Genomic DNA, 23,339 nt, shown 5'->3' with positions numbered 1-23,339 from the left:
CACGACGACTGAGCCCACGACGACTGAGCCGACCACGACTGAGCCCACGACCACGACTGAGCCCACGACGACTGAGCCCACGACGACTGAGCCCACGACGACTGAGCCCACGACGACTGATCCCACGACGACTGATCCCACGACCACGACTGAGCCCACGACCAACCCTTCGGCGTCGCAACGTCCGAGCAGCAGCGCTTCCCCCGCGACCAACGCAACTTCTGCGACCAACGCAACTTCGCAGACCGAGAGTCCTTCGAGCCAAGCACCCTCCGAGACACAGTCTCCTTCCGAATCGCAGCCGAGTTCCGAGCAGTCGTCCGCGGTAGCGGCTCCGCCGGCTGGACCGTCTGATCCGCAGGGACCGTCAGCGGGCGGCGGAGCGCCTGCACCCTCTGCCGGTGGACCGGCAAACGCTGCGCCGGGCGCAGTCGCAGCCCCTTCCGCACCCGAGGTTCTGGCCGCACCCGCACCCGTAGCTCCGCAGGTACCGTCGAACGTTCCGAACGTCGCGGCTCCGACTGACAACCCGCAGGCATTTCCGACGGCGTTCACTCAAGGGCTTCCGCCGATTCTCAACGCCGCCGCCGTCGCCGGCGGTGTAGGCGGAATGGCAGTGGTAGCGGCCGGTGCGGGAGCACTGACTTTCCGCGGAGCATCGCTGCAGAAGGCACGATTGGCTGCCGCGCGTGCCGAATTCCTGGCACCCGGATCACAGGGAGGTGCGTGAGTCGTGCCGGACAGACGTTCACATCGCCGCGTTCTGGCCGCGGTGGATGCCGTATGCGACGCAGCAGCGTCGTCGGAGGCAGTGTCACTGCTGACGGTGGTGCAGACAGTCGCCCGCGAGCGTGGGCGCCCGATCGAGATCGATCTGGAAACCCCTCTCGCCACCGGAGTGTGCGGTCAGCGCCGGGCCTACGACGACCACGACGTCATCGTTTTGGCTCCCGGACTACCCAATGTCGAGCGGACTCTGGCACATGAGTTGGGGCACATAGTGTTTCGCCACGAGGGTGCCGAGATCGCCGAGGCGACGCTCGAGGTCAGTGACGATTTGATCGCCTACATGTTGAGTCAACGTTCTCTGCGGCGCAACGAACCCGTGCCGATGGACGACATCGCGGAGTGGGAAGCCGAGACGTTCGCGTCGATGTTGATCATGCGTCTGCGAACGATGAGTGGCCGTGGGACACCGCTGTCGGTGTTGCGGTACGACGAGGCGATCGGATGATCTTTTGGGCTGTGGCCCTTCTCGTCTGGGTTGCAGCCGGCGCGAGACTGGGTCGAGTTGTCGCGCGCACCGCGACGCCGTTGCGAATGTCGATGGTCTTCGCCGGCTTCTCGGTCGCATTGTCGTCGACGGTCATGGTGCCTGCGGTATGGGACATCGTCGATCGCATTGCGCCGGAGCAGCATGCCGCCGCGATGATCGTCATCGTCTTGTGGACAGCGTTGTCTGCGGCCAGTGCAGTCGGCGCCGTGTCTGCGTGGCCGGTGATGTCACGTCCGGCTATGCGCGGCCTCGCCACCGTGCTGTACTCGGTGGGGCTCCTGGTGGCGATCGCGGTTCTCTTCGGCTACCCGGCGCCGGCTCTGATCTTTATCATCGTCGCTCTGTCCCTTGTCATTTCGACGGGGCTACGGCACGTTGCGTGGGCGCCGTTGGGGCGCGGAATCGCGTTGATCGTGACCGGTTCGTCGATCCTGCTCGTCGTGGTCGTCGTGATGCTTGTCGAATCGATCGGTGGCACCGGCGCACTCGAATCGGATATCTGGACGGGCGCAGGGGTGTGGTTCATCGCTGCCTCGAGTGTTCTGATTGCGCTGGGCATCACGTGGGTGCTTCTCGAGACCTGGTTACGTGCGCGACGAGATCTGTACCGGCTGCGGCGGATGCACGCGCTTCTCGTCAAGCGATTCCCCGAGGTAGTCGACGCGGACAGCGCCGGGAGTACGTCTGTGCTGCGGGCATCGGACATGATCGCGCAGATCATGGATGCGATGTACATCCAGTCCGGCGCCGGGATGTTCGACGTCGGTGGTCAGGAACCGCCGCGGGCCGTCACTGCACACGCGGGGATTTTGGCGGGGTGGATCGCCGATCCCTTGGCCTCGGATGTGTTGGACACCAGGTGGATTGCGCCTCCTGAGAAGATGTCGGCGCGCCGATGGGTGTTGTTGTTGGCGAAAGAACTCGATGAAACGACAAAAGTAGGTCGACGTTCGTAGTCGACCTACTCCATGTCATTGCAGTGCTCGAGATCGAGTCAGTGCTTCAGCACGTTCACATCAGCGTGACGCGTCAGGCGGAACCTCTGGCAAACCTTCACTCGCGCGGAGCTTTTCAGCCATCGTGGTGAGTAGATTCTGCGATTCTTCCGAGAGGTCGAATGCACGGCTCGAGAGGCGGCGAAGCCCGTAGCCTTGGAGCTGTGAGAGCAGTTCGAGATCGTGATCGATCTTGGCTGCGTAGATGTCGTTGAAGAAGTAGTCGGGCTTCACCTTGAAGAACCGGGCGAAGGCTGCGACTGTCTCGTCTGAGGGGTTGGTGCGCTGTCCCGAGCGGAGCTGCGAGATGTACGGCTTGGAGATCTGATGGCCGTCTTCGATGAGCGCTGCCGCAACCTCGGCGTTGGTATGGGGTTTGCGCCCCGGAGGATGAACACTGTCGAACAGTTTGTTCAATCGTTCTGCAAAGTCAGCCATTGTGAACCGCCCCGTAATCCTCTCTAGCTAGCAATTGTCCGTTCAGTGAATCCTACGGTATCACGCGGATAACCGATCGGTAGCTCACCGTAGTCTGTTTAGTGGACTAGTTGTCAAATGTGTCCGAGATTCGATTCGTCCGGCCAATGAGTGCTCAGCTATGTCTCAGCGCACATTGAGTTTCCGCCACACGGAAATGTGCAGCTACGACTGCGCTATTCGAACCTTCCAGTACTTGGCCAATCTGCCCAATATCAAACCTTTTACCCGTTTTGGCGATATTAGCTATGCGTTAGCCTGGTTTTTCACAACTATTTCGATTGAAAAACTGCAGTTCAAGCGATGTTTGAAGGTTTGGGGTCGCGATCAGGGTGGCTGGTTGCGATGTCATGCGGATCACCTCGGGGTTGAACCTTGAACGGTTTGCCGGATTGCGATCTGTGCTAGCTAAACCCTCCGAGTGGGTGCAGAATTGTGACATGAAACACACGATGAGCGATGATGAATTGCGCCGCGCAATCCGTGAAATTCAGGATCGAGCCCACGACGCACGCAAGCGTGGGGACGATGTAGCGGCGGAAGAACTCGACCGTACGGTCAAGGGCTATCAAGAGCAGATGATGCAGCGTCTCTAGTGCTCGCTGCGGTCGTCTCTGTGCGGTGTTTGCGCGGAGGACGGCCGTGCCCCGCTGGTCGTCTTGCGTGTTTCAGGGCGGCCGCACCGTGCGTGCGTAGACTTTCCCGCATGTCCACAGTACGAGTGCGGGGGAGTGTTCATCCATGTCTGTAAGGTCGCTCGACGGCAAGAAATGCCTGATCACCGGCGCTGGTAGTGGAATTGGACGTGCAACTGCGCTGCGTGCATCAGAGGTCGGCGCCGAATTGTTTCTCACCGATATCAACAGCGTCGGATTGGAAGAGACGGTCGCGATGGTCGGCGCCGGCGGCGGCACGGTCAGCATGGCGAAGGCACTCGATATCTCGGACTACGACGAGGTCGTGAAATTCGGTACCGAGATTCACACTCAATTTTCTTCGATGGATGTCGTCATGAATATCGCCGGCATTTCGGCGTGGGGAACTATCGAGAACCTCGAACATCGGCATTGGAAGTCCATGGTGGACGTCAACCTGATGGGGCCGATCCATGTCATGGAGACGTTTGTTCCACCCATGATTCGTGCCGGCAAGGGTGGACACCTGGTCAACGTGTCTTCGGCTGCCGGACTTTTGGCCCTGCCGTGGCACGCCGCCTACAGTGCGAGCAAGTTCGGCCTTCGCGGGGTGTCCGAGGTGCTGCGATTCGATCTGAAGCGGCACGGAATCGGGGTCAGTCTGGTTGTGCCGGGTGGGGTGAAGACGCCATTGGTGGGAACCGTGGAAATAGCGGGTATCGACAGGAACGACCCGCGGGTCGAAAAACTCACGCACCGGTTCGAGGCGCGTGCTGTCTCCCCGGAGAAGGTGGCGTCGTGCATTCTGCGGGGAATCGAGAAGAATACGTACCTCGTATATACGTCCAATGACATCCGATTCGGATACTGGTGGGCGCGCAAATTCGCCCTGCCTTACGAGTTCGTGATGCAAAAAGCGAACGACCAGTTCAGTAAATTGCTCAAGCGATGAGCGTTAACTCCGCCGGGACTTTTATCTAGTCGAATAGGGACCAAAGTCATGCCGAAGAGTTTTCACTTCGATATCGAATTCAAATATCCGATCGACGACGTGCATCGAACTTTGACAGACTCGAATTATTGGAAAGGCAGACTCGGAGACCTTTATGCCACCTCGGACATCGAAGTTCGAGACGGATCGATCGAAGTATCCGTGTCCGAGGAAATCGACTCCGCCTCCCTCCCGAGCCTGGTCGCCAAGGTTGCGCCGAGTCGGCTCGGTCTGAAACGGGTCGATCGGTGGGGACCTCTGTCGGACGGGCGTGCAGCAGGGTCGGTCACCGGAATCGCGCGGGGACTGCCGATCCGAATCGAGACGACGCTCGATCTCACCGCCGCCGAGTCCTGCACGCGGTTGGTCGTCGACGGAACGGCTGAGGTGAAGATGCCGATCATCGGCGGCCAGATCGAGAAGTTGCTGAAGAAGACCGTCGAGGACTTGCTGGGGCGCGATCGGGACGCCGTCGAGTCATTTCTCGCCTGAGCCTGCACCGAAATCTACTTCCAGAACGCGCGCACCCGGGCCGGCGGATGCGAGTTGATCGTGCGGGTTGGCGAGGGCGCACCCCTCCAACGAGAGGCACCCGCAACCGATGCAACCGGTGAGGTTGTCCCGTAGACGTTCCAGTTGCTCGATGCGTAGATCGAGGTGGCGCCGCCACACGGTCGACAATCTTTCCCAATCTGCGCGGTTCGGGGTACGGCCTTCAGGAAGTGTGCCGAGGGCCTCTCTGATTTCCGACAGCGGAATGCCGACGCGTTGCGAGATTCTGATGAAGGCGACGCGTCGAAGCGTGTCTCGTTGGTATCGGCGCTGGTTTCCGCTGGTCCGGCGACTGACGATGAGGCCTTCTCGTTCGTAGAAATGCAGGGCCGAGACGGCGACACCGCTGCGCTCGGAGAGCTGGCCGGGCGTGAGTTCCTTTGCCTTCCACGACGGCATCTCCATGGCGACTACCGGTCCGTCGCGCGGTGGAGGGTGGCGTGGAGATGATGCGTCAGCGGGGTGTCGCCGTGCGCCATCCACAGGTCGTATGTCAGCGTGTCGCCCTGAACGCGCACGACTCGCCGAACGTCGTGAACCGGTTTTGCGTCGGGTGATGCTGCGAGCGTGAGACGGGTCAAGGCGAGAGTGCCTTCGGAGTCGAGGGTGCCGCGATGGATCTCGACGAATCCGGTGGGCTGGCTGACCAGCAATTCGAGCTCACCACCCGGTGTTGGGCGCAGGTATCCCGATTCCATGTGAAGCGGTCGTCCGTCGGGGAGCCCACGAGTGCGCGACGAGTAGGTGAGAAACGGTTTCGGGGTGGGCGCGAACTCGATCTCCTCGGAGTACTCGAAGTCGTCGATGGTGGGGAAATGTCCGGCTCCAGCGCCGACCCAGCGCCCGGTGAACCTCTCGATTCCGGCGCCGTTCAGCGCCGCCTGATCCGTACTACTCATTGCCTGGTCCTCTCGCCTGCGTCGGATCAGACGTTACGCGGGCCGGTACGACAGCTGCTTATCCCTGCTGGGTGGGGCCTACGGGATTAGTGTTCACTCATGAACGCTTCTGGCTCCGTCCCCCTCGGTGTCGATTCCGAGGTGGGCCGATTGCGATCGGTCATTCTTCATCGACCTGGCGACGAGTTGAAACGATTGACTCCGCGCAACAACGACGAGCTGCTGTTCGACGCGTTGCCGTGGGTGGACCGCGCGCAGGAAGAACACGATCAGTTTGCGACCGTCCTTCGTGAGCGCGGCGTCGAGGTACTGCTTTTGTCCGATCTCCTCACCGAGGCGCTCGAGGTCAGTGGCGCAGCGAGGATCCAGGGAATCGCGGCCGCCGTCGACGCACGCAAGATCGGCCACGCGCTCGGGCAACACCTGGCCGCCTACCTGCGAAAGGTGGAGCCGAAGGAGCTTTCGTCGATCCTTACTGCAGGAATGACGTTCGACGAATTGCCGATCGATGCCGACTCGACCTCGTTGGTGCGCAGGATGCATCACGGCGGTGACTTCGTGATCGACCCGTTGCCCAACTTGCTCTTCACCCGTGATTCGTCGTTCTGGGTCGGGCCACGGGTCATCATCACGTCCTTGGCGTTGTCAGCGCGAGCTCGCGAATCCTCGATAACGGATCTCGTCTACGCGCATCACCCTCGATTCAAAGGCGTGCGCCGCGCGTACGAGTCGCACACGGCTCCTGTCGAGGGAGGTGACGTGCTGCTTCTCGCGCCGGGGGTGATCGCAATCGGTGTCGGTGAACGTACGTCACCCGCCGGAGCAGAAGCATTGGCGCGTAGCGTGTTCGACGACGGCCTCGCCCACACGGTGTTGGTTGTTCCGATCGAGCAACGCCGAGCGTCGATGCATCTCGACACGGTTTGCACCATGGTCGAGGCCGACGCGGTCGTCATGTATCCGGCCATTCAGGACACCCTGGCGGCGTTCACTCTGCGCAAGGAAGACGACGGGGTGAGTATTCGCGGTGCGACGCCGTTCCTCGAAGCGGCGGCCGACGCCATGGGAATCGGAAAACTGCGTGTGATCGACACCGGACTCGACACGGTGACTGCCGAGCGTGAGCAGTGGGACGACGGAAACAACACCCTCGCCGTCGAGCCTGGCGTCGTCGTCGCTTACGAGCGCAACGTCGAAACGAACGCCAGGCTGGAGGCCTCGGGTATCGAGGTTTTGCGAATCGCGGGTTCGGAACTGGGGTCCGGCCGAGGTGGTCCTCGGTGCATGTCCTGCCCGATCGCCCGCGATCCGCTGTAAGCCGTCGACGCTGTCAGAGAATTTCTTCCACCTTGGCTGCAGGCCGCGCGAGGACGGTGCCTTTGTCGGTGACCACGAACGGGCGTTCGATCAGAATTGGGTGCTCGATCATCGCGTCGAGGATCTCGGATTCGGATGCATCGGCGAGCCCGAGTTCCTTGTACTGCGTTTCGCGCTTGCGAACGGCTTGGCTGGGCTCGAGGCCGGCGTCGGCGAGGAGTTTTTCCAGCTCGGATCGGGTAGGCGGAGTATCGAGGTACTTCACAATGGTCGGTTCGATGCCGGCGTCGCGGATAAGTCCGAGAACAGTCCGCGACGTGTTGCACCGTTGATTGTGGAAGATGGTTGCAGATGCCATGTCCGTCATTCTGCCTCTGTGTCCGAACTCGTGGGACAAACAGGGGAACAACGGACACCTCCGGCGCGCTGCACTTGAAGTACCGACTTGTGAGGAGAAAACGATGACGGAACATCGAAGTGTGGACGAACGGCGCGTGGTCATTGCCGGTGGGCACGGCAAGATCGCGCAGCACCTGACGTACCTGCTGGCAGGACATGGTGATCGGCCGGTAGCGCTGATCCGCAACTCCGCGCACGAGGGTGCGGTCCGCACACTCGGCGCGTTCCCCGTGGTGATCGATCTGGAATCCTCCACGGTCGAGGAAGTTGCGAAGGTACTCGACGGTGCCGACGTCGCGGTCTTCGCCGCGGGCGCCGGACCTGGTAGCTCGATCGAGCGGAAGGACTCCGTAGACCGAGCTGCGGCGGTGCTGTTGGCCGATGCCGCCGAGAAAGCGGGAGTGCGTCGGTTCATACAGATCAGCGCCATGGGTGCTGGTGACGAAATACCGGAGAACACCGACGAGGTTTTTGCCGCCTACCTGCGGGCGAAGACTGCAGCAGAGGAAGACCTGAAGACAAGGACTTCGCTGGATTGGACGATTCTTCGGCCAGGCCTTCTGACAGACGACGACCCCACCGGTGAAGTCCTTCTTGCAGAGCCGCCCGTCGATCGAGGCTCTGTGCCTCGTGCAGATGTCGCCGCAGTGATCGAAGCGCTCATCGACGCGCCGTCCAGTGTCGGCAAGATATTGGTTCTGACCTCCGGCCCGCATACGATCCGCGAAGCGATCGAGGGTTTGTGAGAGAGAAGATGCTGTGACCGAGAAGATACGACGAGGGTGACGATGAAGATCGCGATCGAACACGATTCCTCCACAGCTCCGTACGACCAACTGCGGCAACAGATTATCGAGCAGGTTCACGGCGGCGGATTGATTGCGGGAACCAAGATCCCGACGGTGCGTGCATTGGCCTCGGAGCTGGGATTGGCGGCCAACACCGTCGCGAAGGCTTATCGCGCGCTCAGCGATCAGGGCGTGATCGAGACGAGGGGAAAGCAAGGGACGTTCATCGCTTCGGGGACCGATCCGGTGCAGGCGCAGGCGGAGCAGGCGGCGACCGCGTTTGCGCATAAGGTCCGCTCGCTCGGGTACTCCGACACTGAGATCGTCGCCATGGTGGAGTCGGCATTGAGAGGTGCGTGACACATTGATTAAGTTGACGCTTCAACTTAAAGCTGTCAGTCTTGGCTCATGAATTCGTCGATTGCTCGTGACCTCGGACTCCTCATCGCCCGTGTCGGCCTCGGGATCATCTTCATCGCCCACGGTTGGCAGAAGTTCTTCACCTACAAGATCGCCGGAACGCAGGCCGCATTCGAAGGGATGGGCGCCCCGCTCCCCAAGATTTCTGCAGTTCTGGCAGCATCCATCGAACTCGGTGGCGGCATCCTGCTCATCGCGGGTCTGCTGACCCCGCTCGTCGGCGCACTGCTGTTCCTCGACATGGTCGGCGCGTTCTTCATCGTGCACGCCGACAAGGGCGTCTTCATAGACAACGGCGGCTATGAACTCGTCGTCGCACTCGGTGTCGGTTCGCTCTTGATCGCTGTTATCGGCGCAGGACGCATCAGCATCGACGGATTGATCGGCAAGGGCAACGGTTGGGTTAAAACCCCAGCTTGATCGGGGTGAGAAGGCGGGTTCAACGGCTGTTGAGCCCGCCTTCCAGCTTGCTTTTGGCCCACAAAGTGACGAACGTAGTCATCTATGGTGACGAAATCTGATCGATCCGAACAAGATTCCGGGGCCAACGAAGAGCGCCCGGAGACGGGCTTTACTCGGGTAGGCGTTCGGACCGACTACGTGGTGTTTTCCGTGGCGGCCGCAGCGGTGCTGGCTATTGTCGTGTGGGGTCTCGTAGCTCCCGACAACCTGAACTCGGTAACCGGAAGTGTTCTCGGCTGGTTGGTGACGAACATCGGCTGGCTCTTCGTACTCGCAGCTTCGGCTTTCGTGCTGTTTTCCATCTACCTCGCTGTCAGTCGATTCGGCGACATTCCGCTGGGCAAAGACGGTGAGAAGCCCGAGTTCCGAACCGTCAGCTGGATCGCCATGATGTTCAGCGCCGGCATGGGCATCGGCCTGATGTTCTTCGGTGTCGCGGAACCGCTTGCGCACTACGTGACTCCGCCTCCCGGTACCGACGGTGGCGTCGGAACTGCCATGGCTACCACCATGTTTCACTGGGGTCTTCATCCTTGGGCGATGTATGCCGTTGTGGGCCTTGCCATTGCGTACGGGTCGTATCGCCGAGGACGCAAGCAACTGTTCAGTTCGGCCTTCATCCCGTTGCTCGGTCGCAAAGCCGAAGGGCCGATCGGCAAGGTCATCGACATCCTGGCAATCTTTGCGACACTTTTCGGCACCGCAGCATCTTTGGGGCTCGGCGCACTTCAGATCGGCTCCGGTTTCGAGGTAGTCGGCTGGATGGAAGAGGCCGGCGTATTCCTGCTCGTGGCCATCGTTGCGGTGCTGACCCTGGCGTTCGTCGCTTCGGCAGTTTCCGGTGTGGCCAAGGGAATTCAGTGGCTCTCCAACATCAACATGGTGCTAGCGCTGATCTTGGCCCTGTTCGTGTTCGTTCTCGGGCCGACCGTGCTGATTCTCAATCTGCTCCCGACGACCATTGGTGCATACGTTTCCGACCTCGCCCAGATGTCGGCCCGCACGGGTGCATCGTCGAATCCTGAAACCGGCGCGTGGCTTTCGTCGTGGACGATCTTCTACTGGGCATGGTGGGTGTCCTGGACGCCGTTCGTCGGCATGTTCCTGGCCCGCATCAGCCGCGGCCGCACGATCCGCCAGTTCATCGTCGGCGTCATCGCCGTTCCCACGACTGTCAGCTTGCTCTGGTTCGCGATCTTCGGCGGCGCAGGCATCGGCGAGGAACGCGACGGAATCGGCTTGTCCGGCCGAGGCTCGGAAGAGGCTCAACTGTTCGGCATGCTCGACAATCTGCCGTTGGCCGGAGTGACGACTGTCCTGGTCATGCTGCTCGTCGCAGTGTTCTTCGTCTCCGGCGCCGACGCTGCGTCGATGGTGATGGGGACGCTCTCGCAGCGCGGAACGCTCGAACCGAGTCGCTGGGTCGTGGTGTTCTGGGGCATGTTGACCGGTGGCGTCGCGGCGCTTCTGCTGTGGACCGGTGGTTCCGAAGCGCTCGACGGCTTGCAGACCATGACGATCATCGCTGCGGCGCCGTTCGTGCTGGTCATGATCGGATTGTGCTTCTCGCTGTACAAGGATCTTTCGCACGACCCGATCATCATTGCGGCGAAGGAGCAGAAACGTGCTCTCCTACGCCCGCGCCGAGGACGCCGTGTGGGTAAGTCAGTGGAGTAGGACTTGAGCGGAGTAGGACTTGAACCGTGAAGGGGCACCGAACTGCGGTTCGGTGCCCCTTTAGTCGTCCGGTTATTTCCAGCTGGGCAACCACAGATGGTTCTGCCACGATTCCGGCGTGATCGGCATGGCGGTGAGTATCGGCCAGAGGTAGACGAAGTTGGCCACGACCAGACCGATGTACAGACTGACTGCCAGAAGTCCGGTGGTACGACGCTCGACGGACGCGCTCGCCTTGCCCAGTACATCGCCGAGGACCAGCGCAAATCCCATGACCATGAACGGGGCGAGTGCAACTGCGTAGAAGTAGTACATCTGGCGGTCGAGCGTCGCGAACCACGGGAGGTAAGCGGCACCGTAGCCCGTCAGGACCACGGCGTATCGCCAGTCCCTGCGCACGAACGTCTGCCAGATCGCCCACGCCAACATCGGTAGGGCCAGCCACCACATCGCCGGTGTGCCGATCAGCATCACGGCCTTGACGCAGCTGGCGGCCCCGCAACCGGTGACCTGCTCGCCGTCGGCGTAGTAGTAGAGCATCGGTCGTAGCCCCATCGGCCACGTCCACGGTTTCGACTCCCACGGGTGGTGGTTTCCGGCGGAGTTGGTCAGACCGGCGTGGAACTGGAGAACGTTTCCGCTGTAGTACCAGAGTGAGCGCAGCGCGGAGGGAATGAAGCTCCATGTGCCGCCCTCACCGATCTCGTTACCGACGGCGTGACGGTCGACGCCGGTCTCGCTGGTGAACCAGGCCCAGTAGCTCGCGAGGTACACACCGAGCGGAATGATCACCAACGCATACAGAGCAGGCCCGATGTCGCGAACTGCAGTGCCGACCCATGGGCGCTGCACGCGGTAGGCGCGGCGCGCTGACAGGTCGAAGGCAACACTGAGCAATCCGAAGAACAGAATGAAGTACATGCCGGACCACTTGGTTCCGCAGGCCAGGCCGAGCAGGATGCCGGCGCCGAACCTCCACCACCGGAAACCCAGCCGCGGACCCCAGGCAGAGTCGCCGATTCGGCCCTCTTCGTATACCTTCGCCATCCGTTCGCGGACTTGGTCGCGATCGACCACCAGGCATCCGAGGGCGGCGAGAACGAAGAAAGCCAGGAAGATGTCGAGCATCCCCAGGCGTGAGGAGACGAAGGTGACGCCGTCGACGATGAGCAGGATTCCGGCAATCGCGCCGATCAGCGTGGACCGCGTCATGCGGCGCACGATCCGGATGATCAGCAAGACCATCAGTGTCCCGACCAGGGCCGACGAGAATCGCCACCCCCAACCGTTGTAACCGAAGAGTGCTTCGCCGATCGCGATCATCTGCTTACCGATCGGCGGGTGTACCACTAATCCGTAACCGGGATTGTCTTCGATGCCGCCACCGGTCAGAACTTGCCAGCCCTGCGGAACGTAGTGCTTCTCGTCGAAGACAGGTGTGCCGGCGTCGGTCGGGTAGGCGAGCATCGTGAAGCGTGTGATCGCCGCGATAGCGGTGACGAAAGCGGTGACAATCCAGCCGCGCAATCTGTCGGTCGGGCCGAAATCAGGATCCGGTACCAGCGGGCCGGGACTACGCATTACCCGATCGCTCGTGGCGGGCGTTGGCCGCTCGTCCGTCTGCACAGTCACCTGGCAATCGTAGGCTGTCAGGTATGACTGGTCGCTTGGTACTCGCCGCAACACCCATGGGAGATGTCGGTGACGCGTCTCCGCGTCTTCGGTCTGCTCTCGCAACCGCCGACGTCGTTGCTGCGGAGGACACACGACGCACCAAGTCTCTGGCGTCCGCGCTCGAGGTAACCATCACCGGGAAGATCGTCAGTTTCTACGATCAGGTCGAGATTTCCCGGCTGCCCGCGCTGGTCGCCGACGTCGCCGAAGGCAAGACCGTCCTGCTGGTCACGGACGCGGGCATGCCGTCGGTCAGCGATCCCGGATATCGCCTTGTCGCCGCCTGCGTAGCCGAGAACCTCGCCGTCACGTGCTTGCCCGGTCCGTCGGCGGTGACGACGGCGCTGGCACTCTCCGGATTGCCCGTCGAGCGGTTCTGCTTCGACGGGTTCCCGCCGCGTAAGCAGGGGCAGCGCAAGACGTGGCTCTCTGCCTTGGCAACCGAGCAGCGAGCGTGTGTGTTCTTCGAAGCGCCTCATCGCCTTGCCGACTGCCTCGCAGATGCGGTGGAAGTTCTCGGGCCGAATCGGCGCGCGGCCGTGTGCCGGGAATTGACCAAGACCTACGAGGAAGTGAAGCGCGGCACTCTCGGGGAGTTAGCTGCTTGGGCCGCCGAGGGCGTTCGCGGTGAGATCACGGTGGTGCTCGAAGGCGCAGTGCTGGTGGCATCTGATCCTGCCGATCTAGTCGACGAGGTGGAAAGGCTGGTCGAGGGGGGAGCACGATTGAAGGACGCGTGTGCTCTGGTCGCAACGGCCGGAGTCTCCAAGCGTGAGTTGTACGAGACGGTCCTGGCCGCTCGAAAGGACTAGCGGGAGCGGTTCACGGCGGGTGCGCCGGGACGCAGGTTGGCGTCGTCGGCTGCAGCCTGGCCGGCGTGCCAGCCTTCGGCGTCCACGGACCGTCCGCGAGTCTTGCGGGTTGTCGGGAACAATCGATCGAATTCGGCGTCGACGGCCTCGGATGTGGTGGCGAGGATCGGCAGAAGATCCGCGACGTCCATCGATGCCGCGTCGGCCGCTTCGGCGGTGGCTTTGGTGCCGGCGTCACGCAGGCGGTGTCCGATGCGGCTGGCGAACCCGGCCAGGAATCCCTTGCGGAACGAGGTGGTGCGTGAGCCGCCACGATTGCTCGAGTCGGCGAATTGCATTGCACGGGTTGCCTGTACGAGCAGGGAAGTGAACAGCATGTCGACTTGCTGAAGGTCGACCGGAGTGCCGACGACGGTCGCGAGTGCAATGTCGCTGAACCAGACAGTCCTGACTCGATTCGATTCGCCGATCTCGGTCAGGAGGTGAACCTTTTCCTTCACGTACGGGTTCTCGATGTGAATGCGTCGGGCATTGACGGATGTGTCGGTGACCCCGGCGCGACTGTGGAGCAGTGCGGAGTCGATGGCGTACCGGGTCATCAACTCCTGGGCCTTCGCGGTGAAAATCTCGGCTTCTTCCGCGAAGTTGGTTGCTTCCGCTTTGGCGAGTAGTCCACGAATTCGCTTGAGTACCTTGGCGTCGACCTCGGTATCGCCGACGCCGGCATAGCTGGTATCGGTGCGTTGCGACGGCCAGGTGGATGGTGGCGCGAGCAACACCGTCCACTGAGGTAGGCGCATCCACGATCGCGCGACGTCGACGATCTGCGAAACGAGGAAGTAGGGATCCTGGAACAGAAGGCCGGCCGCGAGGGAGCGAAAAACGTCGTCGTCCACGGTGATTCGAGAAGCGATATGCCGAGACTTCGGATACTGCTCGCCGATCGTCTGCAACTGCCCCACCCATTCGAGCGGAGCGCGATCGGAGGCGCGCGACGCCTTCGCGTCGAACAGGATGGTGGTGGCGGCGAGATCGGCGTCGGACGCGTCTTTGCTTCGACGCGCCAGATGAATCAGATCCGCCGGCTGCCATCCGCGGTCGTACGCCGCGGACAGTTCGGAAACGAGATCTCGCACCGCGGAAACGGATTGAGGGCTGACCTCCTGAGTGGACACCCGCGCTCCGTTCCATGGCAGTGTCTGCGCCGAAGCGCTGGTTCGAATGTATGTTCTATTCGTCGTCATGGCTGGAGTGTGCACGTGGGGTCCGACACATCCGCCTGTAACCGGATATCTCGGACCCCACGTGCGGCACTCTCGCTTAGCTCATTCCTCGACGAAGCGGGGGAAAACTGGCGCCGGAGCAGGCAGTTTCCGGTTCGCGTCGATGCGAACCGCAATGTCGGCGAACTGCCGGTTCTCTTCGCTCTGGCCAAGCAGATCGAGGATGCGTGACGCCGCGTCGGGCATCACCGGCTGAACGAGAAGCCCGACGATACGGACCACTTCGAGCGTCACGTACAGAACCGTCGCCATGCGTGCCGGATCCGTCTTGCGCAGAACCCACGGTTCCTGCTTGGAGAAGTACCGGTTGGTCTCGCCGAGAACGCCCCAGATGGCTTCCAGTGCGAGATGCAGCGCCTGCACGTCGAACTCGCTGCGGCACTTGGCAAGCAGGGCATCCGCCGACGCCAGCATCGCCAGGTCGTCCTCGGTGAACTCGCCGGGGGTCGGTACCTGGGCATCGCAGTTCTTCGCGACCATCGTCAGTGAACGCTGCGCGAGGTTGCCCAGTTCATTGGACAGGTCTGCATTCATACGCGTCACGATTGCTTCGTGGCTGTAGCTGCCGTCCTGGCCGTACGAGATCTCGCGGAGCAGGAAGAAACGGACCGCGTCGAGGCCGTACTGATCGACCATCGCGATGGGGTCGACGACGTTGCCGACCGACTTCGACATCTTCTCGCCCTTGTTGTACAAGAACCCGTGGACGAAGACCCGCTCCGGCAGTTCGATGCCGGCAGACATGAGGAACGCCGGCCAGTACACGGTATGGAAACGCGTGATGTCCTTGCCGATGATGTGCAGGCTCGCGGGCCAGAACTTCTCGAACTCCGCCGAGTCGACGTTCGGGTAACCCACGCCGGTCAGGTAGTTGGTGAGGGCGTCGACCCAGACGTACATGACGTGGTCGGGGTCTCCGGGAACCTCGACGCCCCAGTCGAACGTGGTGCGCGAGATCGACAGGTCCTTGAGGCCGCCCTTGACGAAGCTGACGATCTCGTTGCGACGAGTCGCGGGGGCAATGAACTCGGGATGCTCTTCGTACAGAGCAAGCAAACGGTCCTCGTAGGCCGAGAGACGGAAGGTGTAGTTGGACTCCTCGGTCCACTCCACCGGAGTGCCGGTCTCCGTCGACTGACGGGTGCCGTCGTCCAGAAGCGTGGTCTCGGCTTCGGTGTAGAAGGCCTCGTCACGAACCGAATACCACCCCGAGTACGTGTCGAGGTAGATGTCGCCCGATGTGGCCATCTTTTCCCAGATCGCCTTGCTGGCGACCTGATGATCGGCGTCGGTGGTGCGGATGAACCGGTCGTACGAGATGTTCAGGACCTTGTCGAGGTTCTGGAACACGTCGGAGTTCCGAGCCGCGAGTTCGCGGACGTCGATGCCCTCTTTGATTGCTGTCTGCTGCATCTTCAGACCGTGCTCGTCGGTGCCGGTCATGAAGAACACTTCGTGACCGTCCAACCGCTTGAAGCGGGCGAGCGCGTCCGAGGAGATGTACTCGTACGCGTGGCCGATGTGCGGAGCGCCGTTGGGATACGCGATCGCTGTCGTGATGTAGAACGGCGATCGTTCCGCGCCTTCCGGGGCAGCGGAGTCCGGGCGCGGGGTCTGGGAGGGTGAGGCAGGCACAGTCATGGTGGGCTTACTCTATCGGGCGTGAGCAAAGACCGTCCCGCCCCCGATGCCCCTGAGCCCTTGTCGCCTCTGATCGACGCACATACGCACCTCGACGCCTGTGGTGCGCACGACGCTGCGACCGTGGCCGAAATTGTCGATCGGGCCGAAGCCGTCGGCGTCGGACGGGTCGTCACGGTGGCCGACGACCTTGATGCCGCACGCTTTGCCGTCGACGCTGCGAACTGGGATTCGAGGGTTTACGCAGCCGTCGCAATCCATCCGACCAGGGCGAACGTCCTCGATGTCGATACCAGAGCCGAGATAGAACGGTTGGCGTCCGATCCGCGGGTCGTCGCGGTGGGGGAGACCGGGCTGGATCTCTACTGGCCAGGCAAGCTCGAAGGGTGCGCCACCATCGAGGAGCAGGTCGACGGTTTCCGGTGGCACATCGACCTCGCGAAGCGTCTCGGCAAGACGCTGATGATTCACAATCGCGAAGCCGATGAGGACCTGCTGCGGGTGCTGCACGAGGAAGGCGCGCCGGAGACCGTGGTGTTCCATTGCTTCTCCTCGGATTCGGAGATGGCCCGTGCGTGCATCGACGCGGGCTACGTGTTGAGTTTCTCGGGAACCGTGAGTTTCAAGAATGCGAAGGCGCTGCGTGAGGCCGCGCTATTGGTGCCGTCGGATCAACTGATCGTCGAGACGGATGCGCCGTTCTTGACGCCGCACCCGTTCCGCGGTGCGCCCAACGAGTCGTACTGCCTGCCGTACACGGTGCGCGCACTCGCAGACATCCGCGGCGAGGATCCGCAGGCGCTGGCAGCAGCGTCCACGGCGACAGCGGAGCGCGTCTACAAGCTCTGACGCTATGGTGGTCTGACAGGTAACTCCGCGCCCGGGATCGTCGTGTCCCGGTCCGTCTACTGCGCGGAGTAATTCAGATGAATGACTACAACGTGGTCACAGTCCGCATCGAAACATGGGAATTCGAGTGCTGTGCACCGTTGCCGGTGGTCGGCGAAAAATCTGCGTGGGCTTTGCACCCCATACGTGAGTCGCTGTGGTTCGACGGGACGGTTCATGGAGGAATCTATCCCGACGACGTGGAACCTACGGCCGGGATCGTTCTCTCGATCCGACTCGAGCGCGGCGAGTTTGTCGAACAAGAACCCAGGCACTGGGTATTGGTACCTGGGAGCACCGATCACGTTCGAGTCGAGAAGGTCCCACGGTCTTTTCGCGGCATGTCGTCGCTGGTTGCCGGTCGTCGTGGCTGGATGGAGACGGCCGTTGTCGTCGAATTGGCCACCACCCGTGCGCCTTTCCGGTAGTCCCCACTACCAAAAAGGCGCACAGGGGGCTTGCCCCTAGAGAACCTTCGCCAGGAAGTCCTGGGTGCGCTGCTGCTGGGGGTTGCCGAACAGACTCTCCGGCTTACCTTCTTCGACGATGTATCCGTCGGCCATGAAGATGACTCGGTCGGAAACCTCACGGGCGAAGCCCATCTCGTGGGTCACGACGACCATGGTCATGCCCTGCTTGGCGAGGTCGCGCAGCACCTGCAGAACCTCACCCACCATTTCGGGGTCGAGGGCGCTGGTGGCCTCGTCGAAGAGCATGATGTCCGGACTCATCGCGAGTGCGCGGGCGATGGCAACGCGCTGCTTCTGCCCACCGGACAGGCTGGCGGGCTTGGCATCTGCCTTCTCCGCGAGACCGACCTGGCCGAGCAGCTTGACGGCGATCTCGCGAGCTTGCTCCTTGGTCGATCGCCCGGTCTGCACCGGAGCGAGCATCACGTTTTCGACGACGCTCATGTGGGGGAACAGGTTGAAGTGCTGGAACACCATCCCGATGTGCTGGCGCACCTTGTCGATGTCGACATCCTTGTTCGTGAGGTCGAACTGGTCGACGCGCACGGATCCGGCGGTGATGTCTTCGAGGCGGTTGAGGCAACGCAGGAAGGTCGACTTGCCGGAACCGGAAGGCCCGATGACGCAGACCACTTCACCGCTCTTGATGTCGACGTCCAGGCCCTTGAGGACCTCGTTGTCGCCGAACGACTTCTTCAGTCCCTTGACCGAAATCTTGACCTCGGTGGCGGACTTGCCCATGTTGACGGCTGTTTCGGTCACTTGTTGATCCTCTTCTCGAGGCGGTTCGACAGCTTGGTGAGCGCCATGATGATGATGAAGTACATGACGCCGATGATCAGCCACATGTTGAACGACTGGAAGTTGCGCGCGATGATGATGCGCCCTGTCTGAGTGAGCTCGGCGAGTCCGATGACCGACAGGATCGACGTGTCCTTGAGGGTGATCACGAACTGGTTGATGTACGACGGGATCATCGTGCGAATTGCCTGCGGCATGATGACTTTTCGCATCGACTTCATGTAGCTGATGCCCAGGCTTCGTGACGCCTCCATCTGTCCCTTGTCGACGGACAGGATGCCGCCGCGGACGATTTCAGCCATGTACGCGCCGGCGTTGAGCGAGAGCGTGATGATGCCTGCGGTGAAGGCGGACATCTGGAAATGCAGGGCTGCCGGGATGCCGAAGTAGATGAAGAATGCCTGCACCAACAGCGGTGTGCCGCGGAAGATGTCGACGTAGGTCGTGCCTATACCTCGGACGAACATGTTGGTGGACACGCGGCAGAGACCGAAGATCGCGCCTAGGACCAGAGCGATCGCGATCGAGACGACCGAGAGAACGATCGTCAACCACAGGCCCTTGAGAAGCTGCGGGTAAGTGCTCTTGATCAAGCCGATGATGGAGTTGTCCGACGTCGACGCGCCCTGACCGAGGTAGGTCGAGACGATTTCGTCGTACTGGCCGTCGTCGCGCAGGTTCTGCAGTCCGGCGTTGAACATCTGGAGCAGTTCGGCGTTCTGGCCCTTGTTGACTGCGAAGCCGTAGCTCGCGCCCACCTCTTTTTCGGTGACCGTCTTGAGGCCGTTGCCCTGTGTGATGCCGTAGGCGAGGACGGGGTAGTCGTCGAAGACTGCGACGGAGTTCCCGGTGCGGACCTCGTCGTACATGCTGGCGGAGTCGGCGAAATAGACTGTGGTGAAGCCGTATTGGTCCTTGATGGACTCGGCGAAGCTGGCGCCCTCGGTGCCGTTCTTGACGGCGACGCGCTTGCCCCTCAGATCCTCGTACGACTTCACGTCGTTGTCGGTCTCGAGGACCGCCATCTGCACGCCCGACTCGAAGTACGGGTCGGAGAAGTCGAACACCTGCTTGCGGGCGTCGGTGATGGACATGCCCGCGATGACGCCGTCGGCCTGCCCGGCCTGCACGGCCTGCAGTGCAGCGTCGAAGCCGAGCTGCTTGATGTCGACCTTGAAGCCTTGGTCCTCGGCGATCGCATTGAGCAGGTCGATGTCGATGCCGACGAGTTTGCCGTCTTCGTTCTCGAATTCGAACGGGGCGAATGTCAGATCGGTGGCGATCGTGTAGGTGCGGCCGGGTTGCGCGCTCGCGATTCCGGGGGCGAACAGCGCTGCGATCAGCGCCAGCAGGATGGCCAGGATCGGCCACCTGGCATTACGTGGTCTGTCGAATCTTCTTCGCACTATCGCCCAGCTTTCTTCTGTCGCGCCCGGGATCGCCGGACTGCTTTGAACCAGACGAGAACATACTGCGCCCAGAGCTGAATCGATACACGGGTATCGGAGCCGGAAAGTGCAGAACACACGACACGCCGTTGCCGTTCCGTGACAAAAGTCGCATTTCGTTGTGATTTGGTTGCCGATACAACGCTCGGTCGTTACCGTATTGTGATCGAACGTCGTCTGCCTTGGGATTTCCTGTGTCGCCTTTTGCCAAGATCAACTCCACGAAGTCACCACTTCTCTATTCAGTGGTGGGTGCGTTGCTTCTGACGCTCATCGTCGGGGGTGCGCTCGCCGTGGTTCGGCACAAGACGATCACCCTCGATGTCGACGGCGACATGATTTCGCTGTCCACGATGTCGAGCAGCGTCGGTACCGCTCTCGAGGACGCCGGATACCCGGTCGATCCCAAGGACGCGCTCGCACCCAGTGCCGATTCCTCCCTGTCCGATGGCGATACCGTCGTACTGCGCCGTGCCCGTGAGTTGGCTCTGACCGTCGACGGTCAGCCGACCACCATCTGGACCACCGCATTGACGGTCGACGAGGCATTGAAGCAGGTAGATGTTTCCGACGACTTCGCAGTCTCAGCTTCGCGCTCGCATCGTCTGCCGCTCGAACGGACCGAGCTCGACGTCGTCAGCCCGAAGACCGTCAGCGTCAGCGACGGTGGCGCTCCCGCGGCGGAGGTCAAGCTCGCCGCCGTGACCGTCGGCGATCTTCTCGCGGCCAAGAATGCGCCGCTCGAGCAGGCCGACTCGGTGGTTCCCACCGCCGACACACCCGTTACCAACGGCCTGACCATCCAGGTCACTCGCGACCGCACGGACACTCGCGTCGAGACGCAGCCGATCGCGCCGCCGGAGAACAAGGTCGAGGATCCCGAGCTGGAGAAGGACAAGACCGTCGTCGAGAACCCGGGTGTTCCGGGTGAGCGCACGGCCACTGTCGAGGTCAAGACCGTCAACGGCGTCGAGGCCGGACGAACCGAACTGTCCGCGACCGTGATCAAGGAACCGGTCGCAGCAGTGGTGAAGGTCGGTACCAAGCAGGCTTCCGCTCCCGCTGTGTCCAACGCGTCGACGTGGGATGCCATTGCTCAGTGCGAGGCGACCGGAAACTGGGCCATCAACACCGGCAACGGTTTCTACGGAGGACTTCAGTTCACCCAGAGCACCTGGGAAGCATTCGGCGGCGGTCAGTACGCAGCTCGCGCCGACCTCGCATCACGTGAACAGCAGATCGCGATCGGCGAGAAGGTCCGCGCCGGTCAGGGCTGGGGTGCTTGGCCGTCCTGCACCAGCAAATTGGGCCTGCGCTGACGCGCTCACACCTCACAGAACACAGGAACCGATGTCACCGTTCGCCAAGATCAACTCGACCAGGTCGCCGTTGTTGTACTCGGCGATCGCCGCTCTTATCCTGACGGTTCTCGTGGGTGGTGTTCTGGCCGTCGTCCGGCACAAGACCATCACTCTCGATGTCGACGGTGAGCAGATTCGCCTGAGCACCATGTCGACCAACGTCGACGGCGCTCTCGAGGACGCCGGTTACCCGATCGGTGACAAGGATGCAGTTGCTCCCGCGGCCGACGCTTCGCTGTCCGACGGCGACACCGTGGTGCTCCGTCGTGCCCGTGAGATCACGCTGACGGTCGACGGTCAGCCGCAGAAGCTCTGGACCACTGCCTTGACCGTCGACGACGCGTTGAAGCAGTTGGACGTCGCGGCGGATGTGCACGTGTCGGCTTCGCGCTCGCAGCGTCTTCCGCTGGACGGCGCCGCGCTCGACGTGCTGACACCGGTCGTCGCAAAACTGGTCGACGGCGCAAACGCGGCAGCAGACGTGCGTATCGCGGCGCCGACGGTCGGGGAGTTCCTTACCGCCAACGGCACTCCGCTCGAGCAGTCGGACACGGTGGTTCCCGCCGCCGACGCTCCACTGACCGAGGGCCTGGAGGTCACGGTGACGCGCAACCGCACCGAGAACAAGGTCGAGACCTTGCCGCTCGATCCGCCGGATCAGCGCATCGAGGATCCGACGATGAACCAGAGTCGCACGATCGTCGAGAACCCGGGCGTGCCCGGCGTGCGTGACGTGACGTTCGCCGTGAATCTCGTCAACGGTGTCGAAGCCGGACGTACCCAGGTCTCGGAGACGATCACCACACCGGCGCAGCCGAAGGTCGTGCGTGTCGGAACGAAGCCGGGCACCGAGGTGCCGCCCGTGGAGAACGGTTCGACGTGGGATGCGCTCGCACAGTGCGAGGCCACCGGTAACTGGGCCATCAACACCGGCAACGGTTTCTACGGCGGCGTGCAGTTCGATCAGAACACCTGGGAACGACAGGGCGGGTTGAAATATGCGCCCCGCGCCGACCTCGCCACCCGTGAAGAACAGATCGCGATTGCGACACAGACCCAGCGCACTCAGGGCTGGGGCGCATGGCCGTCGTGCTCGGGTCGCCTCGGACTGGGATAAGTTCTACTGGTGTCAGACGCCGAACAATCGAACGAACCCATCGCTACTCCGCGCGGGCAGGCAGCCCTGCTCGGTCCGGTCGAGGTGCGCGCTCTTGCCGAGGAATTCGGTGTCCGGCCCACGAAACAGTTGGGGCAGAACTTCGTTCACGACGCCAATACCGTGAGGCGCATCGTCACCACGGCAGGCGTGACACGTGACGACGTCGTTCTCGAGGTAGGGCCTGGTCTCGGTTCGCTGACGATGGCGCTGATGGACGTCGTCGATCGTGTGATCGCGGTCGAGATCGATCCCAACCTCGCGGCTCGCCTGCCGAAGACGGTGGCCGAGCGAGCGCCGGAACTGGCCGATCGACTGACCGTCGTCGAAGCCGACGCGATGCGTGTGCTGCCTTCACAGATTCCCGGCGAGCCGACCGCGCTGGTCGCGAACCTGCCGTACAACGTCGCGGTGCCGGTGCTGTTGCACCTGTTCGCGTCGCTTCCGAGTCTGCGGACCGCACTCGTGATGGTGCAAGCCGAGGTTGCCGATCGCCTGGCGGCTGATCCGGGAAGCAAGATCTACGGCGTTCCCAGCGTCAAGGCCAACTTCTTCGGCGAGGTTCGCCGCGCCGGTGCCGTCGGACGCAACGTGTTCTGGCCGGTGCCGAAGGTCGAATCAGGACTGGTTCGTATCGACCGGTATGCGGAGCCGCCGTGGCCGATGGACGAGAAGCACCGCAAGCAGGTTTTTGCGGCGATCGACGCCGCATTCGCGCAGCGCCGCAAGACTTTGCGTGCCGCTCTCAGCGGTTGGGCAGGTTCGCCTGCCGAGGCCGAACGACGGCTCCTCGCTGCCGGCATCGAGCCACAGACGCGTGGCGAGATGCTCGACGCAGCAGCCTTCGTTCGGCTGGCTGGAGGCGAATAGCCCCGTGCGCGGTTAAGGAGTGCAGGGACTCCCTAACCGCGCACAGG

General features: G+C 62.2%; 25 protein-coding genes and 1 pseudogene. 16 read left to right on the top strand and 10 right to left on the bottom strand.

The genetic code is table 11. The annotated features are described in order from the left end of the window. Positions 1-555, bottom strand: a pseudogene (locus ASU23_RS01900) (hypothetical protein); the annotation flags it as partial. Positions 556-733: 178 nt separating this feature from the next. Here ASU23_RS01900 and ASU23_RS01895 point away from each other — a divergent pair. Both ASU23_RS01895 and ASU23_RS01890 read left to right on the top strand, forming a co-directional pair. Continuing rightward, positions 734-1,234 carry an ImmA/IrrE family metallo-endopeptidase gene (locus tag ASU23_RS01895; RefSeq protein WP_003946241.1) on the top strand — a complete coding sequence of 167 codons (501 nt, stop codon included), beginning with the start codon at positions 734-736 and terminating at the stop codon, positions 1,232-1,234. Then, the gene (locus ASU23_RS01890) at positions 1,231-2,232 is read left to right on the top strand and encodes a hypothetical protein (RefSeq protein WP_003946245.1); all 1,002 of its coding nucleotides are present in this window, start codon (positions 1,231-1,233) and stop codon (positions 2,230-2,232) included. Before ASU23_RS01895 ends, ASU23_RS01890 begins: the two co-directional genes overlap by 4 nt. A gap of 60 nt (positions 2,233-2,292) precedes the next feature. Here ASU23_RS01890 and ASU23_RS01885 read toward each other — a convergent pair whose 3' ends face one another. Next, entirely contained in the window at positions 2,293-2,709 is a 417-nt protein-coding gene (locus ASU23_RS01885) for a helix-turn-helix domain-containing protein (RefSeq protein WP_003946231.1), read from the bottom strand. A 479-nt stretch (positions 2,710-3,188) separates the two neighbouring features. Here ASU23_RS01885 and ASU23_RS34150 point away from each other — a divergent pair, with 479 nt between their 5' ends. The 3 genes from ASU23_RS34150 to ASU23_RS01875 all read left to right on the top strand — a co-directional run bounded on the left by ASU23_RS34150 (position 3,189) and on the right by ASU23_RS01875 (position 4,866). After that, complete coding sequence (locus ASU23_RS34150; protein WP_003946253.1) at positions 3,189-3,344, top strand: hypothetical protein; 156 nt, start codon at positions 3,189-3,191, stop codon at positions 3,342-3,344. Positions 3,345-3,489: 145 nt separating this feature from the next. Further along, positions 3,490-4,335, top strand: coding sequence for an SDR family oxidoreductase (locus tag ASU23_RS01880; protein WP_007729029.1), 846 nt, complete (start codon positions 3,490-3,492; stop codon positions 4,333-4,335). Positions 4,336-4,383: 48 nt separating this feature from the next. Then, on the top strand, positions 4,384-4,866 hold the full coding sequence (locus ASU23_RS01875; protein WP_054780866.1) for a DUF2505 domain-containing protein: 483 nt from the start codon (positions 4,384-4,386) through the stop codon (positions 4,864-4,866). Here the strand turns inward: ASU23_RS01875 and soxR are convergent. Together soxR and ASU23_RS01865 are read right to left on the bottom strand one after the other, a co-directional pair. Beyond that, positions 4,852-5,331 carry a redox-sensitive transcriptional activator SoxR gene (gene soxR, locus ASU23_RS01870; RefSeq protein ID WP_058037036.1) on the bottom strand — a complete coding sequence of 160 codons (480 nt, stop codon included), beginning with the start codon at positions 5,329-5,331 and terminating at the stop codon, positions 4,852-4,854. The genes ASU23_RS01875 and soxR overlap by 15 nt on opposite strands. Positions 5,332-5,336: 5 nt before the next feature. Then, positions 5,337-5,825, bottom strand: coding sequence for an FABP family protein (locus ASU23_RS01865; RefSeq protein WP_054827500.1), 489 nt, complete (start codon positions 5,823-5,825; stop codon positions 5,337-5,339). Between the two features lie 99 nt (positions 5,826-5,924). On the opposite strand from ASU23_RS01865, the gene arcA reads away from it, so the two are divergent. Beyond that, complete coding sequence (arcA, locus tag ASU23_RS01860) at positions 5,925-7,142, top strand: arginine deiminase (protein WP_003946210.1); 1,218 nt, start codon at positions 5,925-5,927, stop codon at positions 7,140-7,142. 13 nt (positions 7,143-7,155) lie between these two features. Here arcA and arsC read toward each other — a convergent pair whose 3' ends face one another. Next, the gene (gene arsC, locus ASU23_RS01855) at positions 7,156-7,509 is read right to left on the bottom strand and encodes an arsenate reductase (glutaredoxin) (protein WP_003946209.1); all 354 of its coding nucleotides are present in this window, start codon (positions 7,507-7,509) and stop codon (positions 7,156-7,158) included. 94 nt (positions 7,510-7,603) lie between these two features. Between arsC and ASU23_RS01850 the strand changes: the two genes are divergently transcribed. The 4 genes from ASU23_RS01850 (at position 7,604) to ASU23_RS01835 (ending at position 10,888) form a co-directional block, all read left to right on the top strand. Then, complete coding sequence (locus ASU23_RS01850; protein ID WP_003946268.1) at positions 7,604-8,287, top strand: SDR family oxidoreductase; 684 nt, start codon at positions 7,604-7,606, stop codon at positions 8,285-8,287. Between the two features lie 42 nt (positions 8,288-8,329). After that, positions 8,330-8,689: a GntR family transcriptional regulator gene (locus ASU23_RS01845; protein WP_003946225.1), complete on the top strand. Its 360-nt coding sequence runs from the start codon at positions 8,330-8,332 to the stop codon at positions 8,687-8,689. 48 nt (positions 8,690-8,737) lie between these two features. After that, on the top strand, positions 8,738-9,169 hold the full coding sequence (locus tag ASU23_RS01840; RefSeq protein ID WP_003946228.1) for a DoxX family protein: 432 nt from the start codon (positions 8,738-8,740) through the stop codon (positions 9,167-9,169). Between the two features lie 84 nt (positions 9,170-9,253). Continuing rightward, positions 9,254-10,888 carry a BCCT family transporter gene (locus ASU23_RS01835; RefSeq protein WP_003946258.1) on the top strand — a complete coding sequence of 545 codons (1,635 nt, stop codon included), beginning with the start codon at positions 9,254-9,256 and terminating at the stop codon, positions 10,886-10,888. Between the two features lie 72 nt (positions 10,889-10,960). Here ASU23_RS01835 and ASU23_RS01830 read toward each other — a convergent pair whose 3' ends face one another. Continuing rightward, positions 10,961-12,469 carry a dolichyl-phosphate-mannose--protein mannosyltransferase gene (locus ASU23_RS01830; RefSeq protein ID WP_003946230.1) on the bottom strand — a complete coding sequence of 503 codons (1,509 nt, stop codon included), beginning with the start codon at positions 12,467-12,469 and terminating at the stop codon, positions 10,961-10,963. A gap of 74 nt (positions 12,470-12,543) precedes the next feature. Between ASU23_RS01830 and rsmI the strand changes: the two genes are divergently transcribed. Continuing rightward, complete coding sequence (gene rsmI / locus ASU23_RS01825) at positions 12,544-13,374, top strand: 16S rRNA (cytidine(1402)-2'-O)-methyltransferase (RefSeq protein ID WP_003946264.1); 831 nt, start codon at positions 12,544-12,546, stop codon at positions 13,372-13,374. Here the strand turns inward: rsmI and ASU23_RS01820 are convergent. Further along, positions 13,371-14,618, bottom strand: coding sequence for a DUF2786 domain-containing protein (locus tag ASU23_RS01820; RefSeq protein WP_172826980.1), 1,248 nt, complete (start codon positions 14,616-14,618; stop codon positions 13,371-13,373). The genes rsmI and ASU23_RS01820 overlap by 4 nt on opposite strands. Positions 14,619-14,699: 81 nt before the next feature. After that, the gene (gene metG / locus ASU23_RS01815; RefSeq protein WP_058037035.1) at positions 14,700-16,298 is read right to left on the bottom strand and encodes a methionine--tRNA ligase; all 1,599 of its coding nucleotides are present in this window, start codon (positions 16,296-16,298) and stop codon (positions 14,700-14,702) included. 21 nt (positions 16,299-16,319) lie between these two features. On the opposite strand from metG, the gene ASU23_RS01810 reads away from it, so the two are divergent. Beyond that, a complete protein-coding gene (locus ASU23_RS01810; RefSeq protein WP_030536315.1) occupies positions 16,320-17,147 on the top strand; it encodes a TatD family hydrolase in 828 nt (275 codons plus the stop codon). A 77-nt stretch (positions 17,148-17,224) separates the two neighbouring features. Then, complete coding sequence (locus ASU23_RS01805; protein WP_058037034.1) at positions 17,225-17,614, top strand: DUF6578 domain-containing protein; 390 nt, start codon at positions 17,225-17,227, stop codon at positions 17,612-17,614. Between the two features lie 36 nt (positions 17,615-17,650). Here ASU23_RS01805 and ASU23_RS01800 read toward each other — a convergent pair whose 3' ends face one another. After that, positions 17,651-18,397 (bottom strand): amino acid ABC transporter ATP-binding protein, encoded by a 747-nt coding sequence (locus ASU23_RS01800; RefSeq protein WP_030536313.1) that lies wholly within the window; start codon positions 18,395-18,397, stop codon positions 17,651-17,653. A 17-nt stretch (positions 18,398-18,414) separates the two neighbouring features. After that, complete coding sequence (locus ASU23_RS01795) at positions 18,415-19,863, bottom strand: amino acid ABC transporter substrate-binding protein/permease (RefSeq protein WP_003946214.1); 1,449 nt, start codon at positions 19,861-19,863, stop codon at positions 18,415-18,417. Between the two features lie 236 nt (positions 19,864-20,099). Here ASU23_RS01795 and ASU23_RS01790 point away from each other — a divergent pair, with 236 nt between their 5' ends. The 3 genes from ASU23_RS01790 to rsmA are packed head-to-tail and all read left to right on the top strand — an operon-like array spanning position 20,100 to position 23,292. Beyond that, positions 20,100-21,224 (top strand): resuscitation-promoting factor, encoded by a 1,125-nt coding sequence (locus tag ASU23_RS01790; RefSeq protein ID WP_042921286.1) that lies wholly within the window; start codon positions 20,100-20,102, stop codon positions 21,222-21,224. 31 nt (positions 21,225-21,255) lie between these two features. Continuing rightward, positions 21,256-22,383: a resuscitation-promoting factor gene (locus ASU23_RS01785; protein WP_058037033.1), complete on the top strand. Its 1,128-nt coding sequence runs from the start codon at positions 21,256-21,258 to the stop codon at positions 22,381-22,383. Positions 22,384-22,392: 9 nt separating this feature from the next. Then, positions 22,393-23,292 carry a 16S rRNA (adenine(1518)-N(6)/adenine(1519)-N(6))-dimethyltransferase RsmA gene (rsmA, locus tag ASU23_RS01780; protein ID WP_003946263.1) on the top strand — a complete coding sequence of 300 codons (900 nt, stop codon included), beginning with the start codon at positions 22,393-22,395 and terminating at the stop codon, positions 23,290-23,292. Positions 23,293-23,339 lie beyond the last annotated feature (47 nt).

The organism is Rhodococcus sp. KB6, assembly GCF_001445685.1.
In the GTDB taxonomy this organism is placed as follows: domain Bacteria; phylum Actinomycetota; class Actinomycetes; order Mycobacteriales; family Mycobacteriaceae; genus Rhodococcus_F; species Rhodococcus_F qingshengii.
Note: the sequence above shows the minus strand (reverse complement) of the source record. Positions and strands in the feature narration are given on the sequence as shown.